The sequence below is a fragment of the Streptomyces flaveolus genome (assembly GCF_014648815.1).
In the GTDB taxonomy this organism is placed as follows: domain Bacteria; phylum Actinomycetota; class Actinomycetes; order Streptomycetales; family Streptomycetaceae; genus Streptomyces; species Streptomyces flaveolus.
On the sequence record NZ_BMRV01000006.1, the window covers coordinates 316,181 to 327,856 of the forward strand.

Annotated in this window: 10 protein-coding genes; 4 read left to right on the plus strand and 6 right to left on the minus strand. The window is 72.3% G+C overall.

Going from position 1 to position 11,676, the window contains the following annotated elements:
* Nucleotides 1–6 precede the first annotated feature (6 nt).
* The gene (locus IEZ05_RS17225) at nucleotides 7–333 is read right to left on the minus strand and encodes a hypothetical protein (protein ID WP_189230998.1); all 327 of its coding nucleotides are present in this window, start codon (nucleotides 331–333) and stop codon (nucleotides 7–9) included.
* A gap of 134 nt (nucleotides 334–467) precedes the next feature.
* Nucleotides 468–2,819 (minus strand): immune inhibitor A domain-containing protein, encoded by a 2,352-nt coding sequence (locus IEZ05_RS17230; protein WP_189230999.1) that lies wholly within the window; start codon nucleotides 2,817–2,819, stop codon nucleotides 468–470.
* Between the two features lie 397 nt (nucleotides 2,820–3,216).
* Between IEZ05_RS17230 and IEZ05_RS17235 the strand changes: the two genes are divergently transcribed.
* Nucleotides 3,217–3,501, plus strand: coding sequence for a hypothetical protein (locus IEZ05_RS17235; RefSeq protein WP_373298799.1), 285 nt, complete (start codon nucleotides 3,217–3,219; stop codon nucleotides 3,499–3,501).
* Between the two features lie 18 nt (nucleotides 3,502–3,519).
* Here IEZ05_RS17235 and IEZ05_RS17240 read toward each other — a convergent pair whose 3' ends face one another.
* Together IEZ05_RS17240 and IEZ05_RS17245 are read right to left on the minus strand one after the other, a co-directional pair.
* Nucleotides 3,520–4,224: an RDD family protein gene (locus tag IEZ05_RS17240; protein WP_189231001.1), complete on the minus strand. Its 705-nt coding sequence runs from the start codon at nucleotides 4,222–4,224 to the stop codon at nucleotides 3,520–3,522.
* A 260-nt stretch (nucleotides 4,225–4,484) separates the two neighbouring features.
* Entirely contained in the window at nucleotides 4,485–6,269 is a 1,785-nt protein-coding gene (locus IEZ05_RS17245) for an RDD family protein (RefSeq protein WP_189231002.1), read from the minus strand.
* Between the two features lie 272 nt (nucleotides 6,270–6,541).
* On the opposite strand from IEZ05_RS17245, the gene IEZ05_RS17250 reads away from it, so the two are divergent.
* Nucleotides 6,542–6,955 (plus strand): SsgA family sporulation/cell division regulator, encoded by a 414-nt coding sequence (locus IEZ05_RS17250; RefSeq protein ID WP_189231003.1) that lies wholly within the window; start codon nucleotides 6,542–6,544, stop codon nucleotides 6,953–6,955.
* Between the two features lie 13 nt (nucleotides 6,956–6,968).
* On the opposite strand, the gene IEZ05_RS17255 is transcribed toward IEZ05_RS17250, so the two are convergent.
* Complete coding sequence (locus IEZ05_RS17255) at nucleotides 6,969–8,393, minus strand: FAD-binding oxidoreductase (RefSeq protein ID WP_189231004.1); 1,425 nt, start codon at nucleotides 8,391–8,393, stop codon at nucleotides 6,969–6,971.
* A 92-nt stretch (nucleotides 8,394–8,485) separates the two neighbouring features.
* On the opposite strand from IEZ05_RS17255, the gene IEZ05_RS17260 reads away from it, so the two are divergent.
* The gene (locus tag IEZ05_RS17260; RefSeq protein ID WP_189231005.1) at nucleotides 8,486–9,895 is read left to right on the plus strand and encodes a tetratricopeptide repeat protein; all 1,410 of its coding nucleotides are present in this window, start codon (nucleotides 8,486–8,488) and stop codon (nucleotides 9,893–9,895) included.
* 13 nt (nucleotides 9,896–9,908) lie between these two features.
* On the opposite strand, the gene hppD is transcribed toward IEZ05_RS17260, so the two are convergent.
* On the minus strand, nucleotides 9,909–11,054 hold the full coding sequence (gene hppD / locus IEZ05_RS17265; protein WP_189231006.1) for a 4-hydroxyphenylpyruvate dioxygenase: 1,146 nt from the start codon (nucleotides 11,052–11,054) through the stop codon (nucleotides 9,909–9,911).
* A 126-nt stretch (nucleotides 11,055–11,180) separates the two neighbouring features.
* Between hppD and IEZ05_RS17270 the strand changes: the two genes are divergently transcribed.
* Complete coding sequence (locus tag IEZ05_RS17270; RefSeq protein ID WP_189231007.1) at nucleotides 11,181–11,666, plus strand: Lrp/AsnC family transcriptional regulator; 486 nt, start codon at nucleotides 11,181–11,183, stop codon at nucleotides 11,664–11,666.
* Nucleotides 11,667–11,676: the final 10 nt, after the last annotated feature.

The window sequence follows — 11,676 nt, forward strand, 5'->3', positions numbered from 1 at the left end:
GATCGCCTAGGTCCGGGCCGTCGGGCGCCCGAGCAGCGCCCGGATCGGGTGCCACAGCTCCTGGACCAGGGCTCCGCCCACGGGAGCCGTGCGCCATATGAGGCCGTCGGGGTGGTGCAGGACCGCCGTGATCTCGTCCGGGGTGGGCGGTGCCGCGTTGCCCCGCAGGTAGACCGCGCGCAGTCCCAGGTTGCGCAGCCTGGTCAGGGCGCGCGCCCGGTTGTGGGCGTGGACGAGTACGCGCACGTTGCCCTCGGCGGCGGCGGGGCTGGGCAGGTTCAGTGCCACCACCACCGTGCCGTTCGGCAGCTTGCAGAAGCCTCCTGCGGCCATGCGGTCATACCCCCGTGTCGGTCGGTGCGGGTTCCGGTGTCAATAAGCGAGCCACAGGACGCACCTAAACACGGATCGGCGGCGACCCGCCAGGGGGTCGCCGCCGATCACGCGCTGACCTGCGCAGATACTATTTACCTACCTGCGGAGCCCACCTCGAGCTCGATCGTCGAGCCGTCCTTGGCCTCCTTGAGGATCTTGATCTGGGTGTTGGTGTCAGTGATCTTGACGCCACCGGTCGGGTTCGCCGGGTCGTAGTAGGTGTTCTTGCGGTCGTTGAAGACCGAGACGCCCTTCGAGCCCGGGAAGTACTTCGCGACGTCCGCCTTGTGCAGCGTGATGGCGTCCGTGCGGTAGAGGCTGAACGGCGAGTCGTACGACTGGATGCGGTTGCGCAGCAGCGTGCCGTCCTTCCACGTCATCGCGGTCGGGTGCGAGTCGACCGGCAGGACCAGGCCGGTACCGGGGTGCTGGCTGGTGTTGTTGTCCGCCTGGGAGGTGTCCCACTTCCAGATCAGCAGGCCGTTCTGGTACGGGTAGTGCTCCACCCAGTCCGGACGGTCCGTGAAGCCGAAGTTGTACGGGCCGGTCTTCAGCGTCTTGTCGTACGACACGTACTGCCGGTTCTCGGCGAGGTAGTACTGCGCGTAGTCCTTGGTGAAGGACGCGCCCTGACGGGTGAAGCCCTTCGCGGTCCACGCGGCGTCCGCGGTCTCGGCGTCGTCGGAGAAGAGCGCCGCGCCGTCGGCCGTCACCGTGATCTCGTCGGCGGTGAAGCCCTTCATGGCCAGACCGCCGTCGGTCTGGTAGCGGAAGCGGAGGTCGATCTTCTTGCCCGCGTACGCGTCCAGCGGGTAGACGAGCTTGCCGTAGGCGTCGACGGACGCGCTCAGGGCCGGCTTGTCGCTGCCGTCGCGCTCGATCGGCCGGCCGTCGAACGTGCCGTCCAGGGCCGTCCAGTTGGCGCCGCCGTCGGTGGACACCTCGGTGTAGAGGTAGTCGTAGTTGGCCTCGATGTCGTACCAGGCGTCGAGGGTGAGGGCGGCCGACGTCTTCCCGGTGAGGTCGACGCTGCGGGTCAGCGTGTTCTTGAGGTCGTCACCGCTGCCGCTCCACCACTGGGTCTGGCCCTGGGCGGGGGGAACGATCTCGGTGGTGACCGCCTTCTTCGGCAGTTCGACGACCAGACCCTGCTTGTGCTTGGTGTTGTACTCGGCCACGCCCAGCTTGTGCCAGGAGTTGACGCCCGCCTTGGCGGTGTCGTAGTTCAGCCACCCGAGCTGGAGCTTGTCCCAGGCGTTCATGTCGCCGGGCAGGTCGCCGATCTCGTTGCGGCCGGTGCCGAGCCAGGAGCCGGACGACATGAGCGTCCAGAAGCCGGTGGAGTTGTCGCCGCCGGCGGTGTCGTAGTGGTCCGGCAGGCCGAGGTCGTGGCCGTACTCGTGGGCGTAGACGCCGAGTCCGCCGTTCTCCGGCTGGATGGTGTAGTCGCCGACCCAGATGCCGGTGGAGCCGATCTGCGCGCCGCCGAGCTTGTTCTCGGACGGGCCGGTGGCGCCGGCGTCGGTGCCGAAGGCGTACCAGCGGTGGGCCCAGATCGCGTCGGTGCCCTGGACGCCGCCGCCCGCGGACTCGTCCTCACCGGCGTGCACGATCTGGAAGTGGTCGATGTAGCCGTCGGGCTCGTTGAAGTCGCCGTCGCCGTCGAAGTCGTAGCGGTCCCACTCGTCGAAGCGGGCGACGTCGGCCTTGATCTGGGCGTCGGTGCGGCCGGCCGCCTTCTGCTGGGCGACCCAGGCGTTCAGACCGTCGCTGACGACGTTCCACACGCTCGGGCAGTTGGTGTCGCCGCAGGCGTTGTTGCCGTAACGGGCCTCGTTGTAGGGGACCTTGACCCAGTCGGACACCTCGCCGTCGACCGAGTAGCGGCCCGAGGACTGCTTCTCGTAGTACGTCTTGACGGAGTTGACGCCCGCGCCGGAACCGAAGTAGAGGTCCTGGAAGTGCTGCTGGTCGTAGTCCTCCTGCCAGGCCGTGGAGTTGTCCGTCTTGCGGTTCGGCTTGGCTATCTGGTTGTGCAGCGGGCCCGCTTCGCCGCCGTAGCGGCTGTCGACCTTGTCGCCGAACTCGACCAGGATGGTGAAGATCTTGTCGGTCTTCTCCCGGCCCAGCTCGACGTACTTGGCGTCGCCCTTCTTGCTCTTGAGCTGGACGACGTTGGAGCCGTCCTTCTTCTTCACCGAGGCCTTGCCCGCGATGACCTGGTTCAGCGCCTCCTGACGCTGGGCCTCCTGGGTCTTGCTGAGGGGGCCGTCGAGGTCGTGCGAGTCCATACCCTTGGCCGGGTGGGGGTCGTTGCCCTCCGCGGCCGCCGGGCGGACGGGCGCGTCCGCGTACGCCACGGTGGCGGCGGAAAGCGTGGCGCCCGCCGCGGCGAGCGCGACGGCGGTGGCCGCCGTTCTGAACGTCCAGGATCTGCTGGTCACTTGAGTTCCTCCCCCGCGTCCACGCGCGCGGATCGGGGGACCCAGGACATGGCAAAGTCCGCGCACACGTGATCAACGCGTGTAGTCAAGTGACGACATTTGACTAGAGGTTCGCGCGAAAAGACAGACCTTGACTTGAGCAGAACAAGTGCACTATGCGGAGCCGCCGTTCGCTTTACGGACACCGTCCACGGGTCGCGGGCGCGTGGGAGGGGGCCCGTGTTCGACTCCATGAATCCGTGCGCCCCCCGTGCATCTGCCCTGTCGGTTAGGTCACGCTTACTGTTTGTTCCACTCGGGCACACAGCCCGTTAGAGTCGGTTGGCGGAACGCCCGGGGTCGGCGGAAAGCCAGGCTGACAGCCGGTCTTACCCACAGATTGCCTTCCGAGGACACGATGGCCATGCCCCGTCCGACTGCCGCCCAGTTCGCCTACGGTTCGTGCACCGTGATCGTCTCGACGCTCGCCATGCTGCTGCTGTCACGGACGAGTTCGGGTCCGGGAGTCGCGGTCATCGCCGTCGCCGCCCTCGCCCTCGGACTGCTGGTCGCCATGACGGTCCCGCTGCCGAGGACCCGTCCGGTGGCCGCCGTGCGGCCCGCGGCGGCCGAGGAACCGGTACCGGCCGCCTCCCGGGTCCACGCGGGGGCCGGCGAGTCGGTGCGGGGCCGGGCCGCCTGACCGCGGGCCCGGCGGTCCTCAACGGGTGCTGACCACCACCGTCTTGGCCGCCTTGTCGTGCAGGCCCTGCTTGTAGGGCTTGTCGAAGAAGCTCCAGCCGCCCGCGATGATCGTCCACACGCAGGCGCAGCAGAAGGCGAACGGGATCCACAGCACGAGGGCGCGGATCAGCGAGGTCTGCACGGAGGGCGTGGCGCCGTTGTCCAGGTTGGCCACCCGCATGCCGAGCCACTTCTTGCCGAGCGTCTGGCCGGTGCGGGCGGTCATGTAGGTGTCGTAGGCGATGTAGAGCACGGCGGCGATCAGGGACTGCCCGAAGGACTTGCCGGCCGCGACCTCGTCGCCGTCGACGGAGTACTCCTGGACGTTGAACGCCCAGCTGAGCAGCCAGACCACGATGCCCACGAGGATCATGTCGATGATGCGGGCGAGCGTGCGCCGGCCGCTGTCCGCGAGCGGCGGCATGCCGGCCAGCGGGTCGCTGGGGTGGGAACCGCCGCCGTACGGGTCACCGCCGTAGGGGCCACCGCCGCCGTAGGGCCCTCCGCCGCCGTAGGGGCCTCCTCCGCCGGGGGGCGGGGGCTCGCCGCCCCCGTACGGCGGCGGGTTGTCGTACGGCGAGCCCGAGCCGCCCGGGCCCGGACCGGGGGGCGGGGGTGGCTTCCTGAACGGGTCGTCCTCGGGCGGCTGCCCGCCGGGGCCGTGGGGCGGTTCGCTGCTCATGGCCCGAGTGGACCTCGGGCCCTTCGGCGGCGCATCCGCCGAGGGGCCGTCCGGTGGACGGGGATGCGACGTTCGGTGGACGGGGGTGCGCCGTTCGGGGAGGGGGTGGCGGTTTCGTCGGCGGGTGCGGGTGCGTGGGGGCTGGTCGCGCAGTTCCCCGCGCCCCTGCGGGGCACGTTCACTGGACGCCCCTGAAAGGGGCGCGAACGCACCCGCACCTGATCACGAGACGGAGGCCCCCGCGGCCCCCGCCCGCCGGGCTAGCCCGCGACGAACGTGCCGGCCGCCTTGTCGTGCCAGCACTGGTGCCACGGGCGGTCGAACAGGCACCACGCGACGCCGACGACTCCGACCACCAGGAGGCCGGGGACGCTGTAGACCAGCCAGCGGCGCAGCGCGGCGCCGAAGGACGGGGGCTCGTGCGCCTCGATGTCCCGCACCTCCAGGGCCAGCAGCTTCTTGCCCAGGGTGCGGCCCCACTTGGCGGTGGGCAGCGCCTCGTAGACGACGCCGAAGAGCAGCAGGACGGCCAGCACGATGCCCAGGTACGTGGCCGTCGTGCCGTCGAGCAGCCAGACGGTGACGGTCTCGCCGGAGAGCTTGGCCGCGTCGATCTTGTCGTTGACGTGGTCGATCGCCTTGGTGCCGAGGGGTACGGCGGCCACGGCGGTGACGCCCGCCAGGACGACGGTGTCGATCAGCCGGGCGGCCAGCCGCTTGCCGAGCCCGGCGGGGCGGGCCGCGGCCTGGCGCCGGGCGGCGGCCTGGAAGATGTCGTCGACGGGCGGCTTCCAGGGCGCGACGGGCTGCTCGTCCCCGCCTGCCCCGGCGAGCCGGTGCACCTGCTGCGCCCAGGACGACTGTCCGCCACCGGGACCGACGGCGACCGGGGCCGAGGCGGCGGGTTGGGGCTGGGACTGGACGGGCTGGGGTGCGGCGGTCTGCCGGGGGACGGCGGACGCTGCCGGGCCGCTCGCCTGCTGCGGGCCGGAGAGAGCCGTCGGGGCGGCCGCGGGAGCCTGCTGGGGGCCCGCCGTGCCCTGGACGGCGGCCCGGGCGGCGGCGGCCTTCCCGGCGGCGAAGCCGGGGCCGCCCGTGCCGGGTGCCGCGCGCGGCGGGACCGCGCGGAAGGTGATGGTGCCCTCGTCGGCCACGGGGGCGTCGGCAGCCGGGGCCGCCTGCGGTCCGGCCGTCGGGCGGCGGAAGACGAAGGTGCTGCCGGCCCCGCCCTCGGCGTCGGCGGGTGCACCGGCCGCCGGGTTCCCGGCGTCCCCGGACGACACGCCGGACCGACCGGCACGCCCGCCGGCGGCGCCGTCGCCGGCGGCTCGAGCGGCAGCCGGATCCCCGTACGCCTGTCCGGCAGCGGAAGCGCCGGACGCGGGAGCGGCGGACTGAGCGGAAGCGGGGTCCCCGTAAGCGTGTCCGGCACCGGCGGACCCGGAGGCGGGCACCCCCGCGGCGCCGGATTGAGCGGCGGCCGGATCGCCATAGGCCGGTCCGGCCCCCGCGGACCCGGTGGCGGGCCGGTCGGTCGGGGAGGTCCGGTGGGCCGGTGCCGAGCCGGTCGGCCCGGCCTGTGCCGGGGGCGCCGATCCGGCGGGCGCTTGCCCGGAGGCCTCGCCGGAGGCGTCCGCACCCGCCCCGCCGCCGGGAACGGTCCGGGCGTGCGGCACCCTCGGGTCGGCTCCCTGGGCGTCGGGCCACGCGACGCGCCCGCTCCCGGGCTGCCCCGCAGGGTCGGCGCCCCAGGCGGAGGCGGGCTCCGGACGGCTGCCGTGCTGGGACGCACCGGCGGACGGCTCCTCGACCGGGTCCTCGTCGAAGAAGTGCGGCCCGGTCTCCTCCACGGAGGCCACCGCGGGTGCCGCGGGCCGCACGCCGGGCGGCGGGGCGAGCGGCTCGCCGTCCTTGGGCGCCGGCCGGCTGGTGCCGGCCACCCAGGAGGCACCGTTCCAGTACCGGACGTATCCAGGAATGGACGGGTCCGGGTAATACCCTTCGCGGGGCCTGTCGTCACCGGGGGCCGGGGTTGGGGCGCTCATGTCCGTCGTCCCGTATCTGCTCGGGGGTTGATTTGGGGGCCTCCACATCTATCAGACGGGCGCAACCCGTACGGCCAGTCCCGCCGTACCCGCCCCTTTCCGGGCAACCTCGTGCACGGACCTTCACACGGAGGAGGAGTCCGGCGGTCCGGGAAAGGCGCCGGAAAAAAGTTCCGCGAACCCGCGTAACGCTCGCGGCCGAGGCCGCTCTCCCTCGTGCGGGCCCGCTCCGGGCGGCCCGTGCGGACCGTACGAGAGAGGACACATCCGCCATGCACACCACCGTCGTGGAGCGCGAGCTGGAGCTGCGGCTCATCCTGTCGCCCGAGTACGGCGTCCCGGTCCCGGCCAGGTTCACCTACCTCGCCGACGACCCCTACGCCGTGCACATCACCTTCCACATCGACTCCGGCCACCCCGTGTCCTGGACGTTCGCCCGCGAGCTCCTGGTGGAGGGGGTGTTCCGGCCGTGCGGTCACGGGGACGTGCGGGTGTGGCCGTCGAAGGCCGACGGCCGCAGCGTCGTCCTGATGGCGCTGAGCAGTCCGGACGGAGAGGCTCTGCTGGAGGCGCCGTCGGCGCAGGTGTCGGCCTGGCTGGAGCGGACGCTGAGGGCGGTGCCGCCGGGTACCGAGGGCGCGCAGCCCGGTCTGGACGACGGGCTGGCCGAGCTGCTCGCCCGGTAGTGCGGACGAGCAGTCAGAACAGCTTGCCGGGGTTGAGGATGCCGAGCGGGTCGAAGACCTGTTTGACGGCCCGCTGCATCTCCAGCCCCACCGGGCCGATCTCGCGCGCCAGCCACTCCTTCTTCAGGACGCCCACGCCGTGCTCGCCGGTGATGGTGCCGCCCAGTTCCAGGCCGAGGGCCATGATCTCGTCGAAGGACTCGCGGGCGCGCCGGGACTCGTCGGGGTCCGCCGCGTCGAAGCACACGGTGGGGTGGGTGTTGCCGTCGCCCGCGTGGGCGCAGACCCCGATGGTGAGGCCGTACTTGGCGGCGACGCGCTCGATGCCCTCCAGCATGTCGCCGAGCCGGGAACGCGGCACGCACACGTCGTCGATCATCGTCGTGCCCTTCACCGCCTCCAGGGCCGTGAGGGACAGGCGCCGTGCCTGGAGGAGGAGTTCGGACTCGGCCGCGTCGTCGGCGGGCACCACCTGGGTGGCACCGGCGGCCTCGCACAGCGCGCCGACGGCGGCCAGGTCGGCGGCCGGGTCGGTGGTGTCGAAGGCGGCGAGCAGCAGGGCCTCGGTGGTCTCCGGCAGCCCCATGTGGGCGAGGTCGTTGACCGCCTTGACGGTCGTACGGTCCATCAGTTCGAGGAGGGACGGGACGTGCCCGCCCTCCATGATCCGGCAGACCGCGTCGCAGGCGGCGGACGCGGAGGCGAACTCGGCGGCCAGCACCAGCTGCTCGGGCGGCTTGGGCCGCAGTGCGAGGACGGCCCGTACGACGATGCCGAGGGAGCCCTCGGAGCCGACGAACAGGCGGGTGAGGTCGTACCCGGCGACGCCCTTGGCGGTGCGGCGGCCGGTGGACATCAGGCGGCCGTCGGCGAGGACGACGTCCAGGCCGAGGACGTACTCGGCGGTCACCCCGTACTTGACGCAGCACAGGCCGCCGGAGGCGGTGCCGATGTTGCCGCCGATCGTGCACATCTCCCAGCTGGAGGGGTCGGGCGGGTAGTACAGCCCGTGTTCGCCGACCGCGCGGGAGAGCGTGGCGTTGACGACGCCCGGTTCGACGACGGCGACGCGGTCGACCGGGTTGATCTCCAGGATGCGGTCCATCCTGGTCAGGGAGAGGACCACGCAGCCGTCGGTGGCGTTGGCCCCGCCGGACAGGCCGGTGCGGGCGCCCTGCGGGACGACGGGGACGCGCAGCTCGGTGGCGGTGCGCATGACGTGCTGGACGTCCTCCACGGTGCGCGGCAGGACGACCACCGCGGGGGCGCCGGCCGGGCAGAAGCTCGCCATGTCGTTGGCGTACGAGGCCGTGACGTCGGGGTCGGTGAGGACGGCGTCGGCGGGCAGGCCGGCGAGCAGCCGGTCGACGAGGGTGCCGGTGACCGCCGTGGCTGCGTCGTCTTCGTCGCGAGGCGCTTCGATACGGCTCATGATCACAGGTTCGCACCCGGGGCCATCGGTGTGAACCCCGTCGACGGCACCCTTCGCCTGCCCGGGTGTGCTCGTCGTATTGACGCACAGTGAGCGCCATGGACATCCAGACGTCGAGCGCCTTGCCGAGCCCGCGGAAGCGGCGCGTGCGCCGGGTGCTGATCGCCTCCGCCGCCGGCTGCGTGGTCCTCGGCGGGGTGCTGGTGCTGCTCCCGGGGGAACGGGGCTCCGCTCCCCCGCCCGCGCCGGGCCCTGTGACGCTGGCGCGGGGCGCGGTCACCGGTGGGACGCCGGCCGCGCTGCGGGATCTGGCGGTGCTGATCGGTGACCGGGAGACCCATCTGCGGGCGCATCCGCTGGACGGGCCGTCGTGGGCGGTGCTGGGCGCGGCCTACGTGGAGCAGGGCCGGCGGACCGCGGACGCCGCGAACTGGCCGAAGGCCGAGAAGGCGCTGCGCACCTCGCTGAAGGTGGGGGCGCGGAACAATCCGCAGGCCCTGGAGGCGCTGGCGGCGCTGGCGGTGCAGCGGCGGGACTTCCCCGCGGCGGAGAAGTGGGGCGAGAGCGCGCTGAAGCTGGCGCCGAAGCGGTGGACGACGCACGCGGTGCTGATCGACGCGTACGCCGGGCTCGGTGACCACGAGGCCGTCGGGCAGGCCCTGGACCGGATGAAGAAGCTGCGTCCGGGCCTGCCCGCCGTGCGGGCGCGGGCCGCCGCCGTCTACCGGGACCGGGGCTGGCGGGAGGACGCGGCGGCGCAGATCTCCGACGCGGCGGCCGCCGCCGGGACGCCGGCCGAGCGGGCGGCGTACCTGGAGCAGGCGGGACGGCTGGCGTTCGAGCGCGGGGACCGTGAGGGGGCGCTGCGGTACTTCCGGGAGGCGCTGCGCACCGACCCCGACGAGCGGGCCGCGCAGGCCGGGGAGGGCAGGGCGCTGGCGGCGCTGGGGCGGACGACGGAGGCGCTGAACGCCTACCGGGCGGCGCTGGCGAAGCGGCCGTGCCCGCAGTACGCGCTGGAGCTGGGCGAGCTGTACCAGTCGCTGGGGCTGGGGCAGGCGGCGCGGGTGCAGTTCGACCTGCTGCGCGAACGGGTGCGGGGCGCCGAGGAGGCGGGGGCGGACGAGGAGCTGGTGATGGGGCGGTTCGAGGCGGACCACGGGGACGCGGGGGCGGCGGTGGAGCGGCTGGAGGCCGAGTGGCAGCGACAGCCGGGGATCGCGGTGGCCGACGCGCTGGGCTGGGCGTTGTACCGGACCGGTGACCACGAGGAGGCGCTGCGGTTCGCGGAGATCGCGACGGACGGCGAGCACGGCGGGGTGCGCAGCGCCCCGCACCTGTTCCACCTGGGGATGATCGAGCGGGCGCTGGAGCAGGACGGGCCCGCGCGCCGGCATCTGCGGGAGGCGCTGATGATCAACCCGTACTTCTCCCCGCTGCGGGCGCCCGAGGCGCGGCGGGCGCTGGCGGACCTGGGCGAGCCCTCCGTGGAGGACCCGCCCGGGTAGCCGCTCGCGGGCCTCAGAGGTTGCCGCGCTTCTCCTGCTCGCGCTCGATCGCCTCGAACAGGGCCTTGAAGTTGCCCTTGCCGAAGCCCATCGAGCCGTGGCGTTCGATCATCTCGAAGAAGACGGTCGGACGGTCCTGGACCGGCTTGGTGAAGATCTGCAGCAGGTAGCCGTCCTCGTCGCGGTCGACGAGGATCTTCAGTTCCCGCAGGGTCTCGACGGGGACGCGGGTCTCACCGGCCCACTCGCCGAGCGTGTCGTAGTACGAGTCGGGCGTGTCCAGGAACTCGACGCCGGCCGCCTTCATCGTGCGCACGGACTGCACGATGTCGTTGGTGTTCAGCGCGATGTGCTGGACGCCGGCGCCGCCGTAGAACTCCAGGTACTCGTCGATCTGGGACTTCTTCTTGGCGACCGCGGGCTCGTTGATCGGGAACTTGACCTTGAGGGTGCCGTCGGCGACGACCTTGGACATCAGCGCGCTGTACTCGGTCGCGATGTCGTCGCCCACGAACTCCTTCATGTTCGTGAAGCCCATGACCTTGTTGTAGAAGCCGACCCACTCGTTCATGCGGCCGAGTTCGACGTTGCCGACGCAGTGGTCGACGGCCTGGAAGGTGCGCTGCGCGGGCGGCTCGACGATCGGCGCGGCGGCGGCGTAGCCGGGCAGATAGGGGCCGTCGTAGCCGCTGCGCTCGACCAGGGTGTGGCGGGTCTCGCCGTAGGTGGCGATGGCGGCGAGGACGACGGTGCCGTGCTCGTCCTTGAGCTCGTACGGCTCCGCGATCGAGCGGGCGCCGTGCTCGACGGCGTAGGCGTGGGCGGCGCGCGCGTCCGGGACCTCGATGGCGAGGTCGACGACGCCGTCGCCGTGCTCGGCCACGTGCTGGGCGAGGAAGCGGCCCCATTCGGTGGCCGGCTTGATCACCGAGGTGAGGACGAAGCGGGCGGAGCCGTTCTCCAGGACGTAGCTGGCGGTCTCACGGCTGCCGTTCTCCGGTCCGGAGTAGGCGACCAGCCGCATGCCGAAGGCGGTGGAGTAGTAGTGCGCCGCCTGCTTGGCGTTGCCCACGGCGAAGACGACCGCGTCCATTCCCTTGACCGGGAAGGGGTCGGCCTGCCGGGCGGTGTCGGGAGTGTGGTGTGTGGTCTGCGTCATAGCCGCAGGGTCTCCCGCGTCCGCAAGGTGCGCAATAGTTTGCGTTTTCACTGGGCACTGTGCCCAGTGAAACGCCGGTCGTGGCGGGCGATCTGTGCAGGATGACCAGCCGGGAGGGTCACGGGGATGGGGATCGACCGTCTGGACGGGCGGATCATCGGGCTGCTGGCGCGGGAGCCCCGGATCGGGGTGCTGGAGATGTCCCGGCGGCTGGGGGTGGCGCGCGGCACGGTGCAGGCGCGGCTGGACCGGCTTCAGTCGAACGGAGTCATCCGCGGATTCGGGCCGGAGGTGGACCCGGCGGCGCTCGGCTACCCGGTGACGGCGTTCGCGACGCTGGAGATCCGGCAGGGCCAAGGGCCCGATGTCCGGGCGCACTTGGCGAGCGTGCCGGAGGTGCTGGAGCTGCACACCACGACGGGTACCGGGGACATGCTGTGCCGGCTGGTGGCCCGCTCGAACGCCGATCTCCAGCGGGTGATCGACCGGGTTGTCGGTTTTGATGGCATCGTCCGGGCCGCCACGGCGATCGTGATGGAGAACCCGGTTCCGCTGCGGATCATCCCGCTGGTGGAGCAGGCGGCCGAGGACCGCGACCGACGACGTGAGTGAGACTTCCCGA

Excerpts from the sequence above, each read along its gene's own strand:
- IEZ05_RS17225 (WP_189230998.1), bottom strand. The coding sequence starts at position 333 with ATGGCCGCAGGAGGCTTCTGCAAGCTGCCGAACGGCACGGTGGTGGTG.
- IEZ05_RS17235 (WP_373298799.1), top strand. The coding sequence starts at position 3,217 with ATGGCCATGCCCCGTCCGACTGCCGCCCAGTTCGCCTACGGTTCGTGC.
- IEZ05_RS17240 (WP_189231001.1), bottom strand. The coding sequence starts at position 4,224 with ATGAGCAGCGAACCGCCCCACGGCCCCGGCGGGCAGCCGCCCGAGGAC.
- IEZ05_RS17245 (WP_189231002.1), bottom strand. The coding sequence starts at position 6,269 with ATGAGCGCCCCAACCCCGGCCCCCGGTGACGACAGGCCCCGCGAAGGG.
- IEZ05_RS17250 (WP_189231003.1), top strand. The coding sequence starts at position 6,542 with ATGCACACCACCGTCGTGGAGCGCGAGCTGGAGCTGCGGCTCATCCTG.
- IEZ05_RS17260 (WP_189231005.1), top strand. The coding sequence starts at position 8,486 with ATGGACATCCAGACGTCGAGCGCCTTGCCGAGCCCGCGGAAGCGGCGC.
- hppD (WP_189231006.1), bottom strand. The coding sequence starts at position 11,054 with ATGACGCAGACCACACACCACACTCCCGACACCGCCCGGCAGGCCGAC.
- IEZ05_RS17270 (WP_189231007.1), top strand. The coding sequence starts at position 11,181 with ATGGGGATCGACCGTCTGGACGGGCGGATCATCGGGCTGCTGGCGCGG.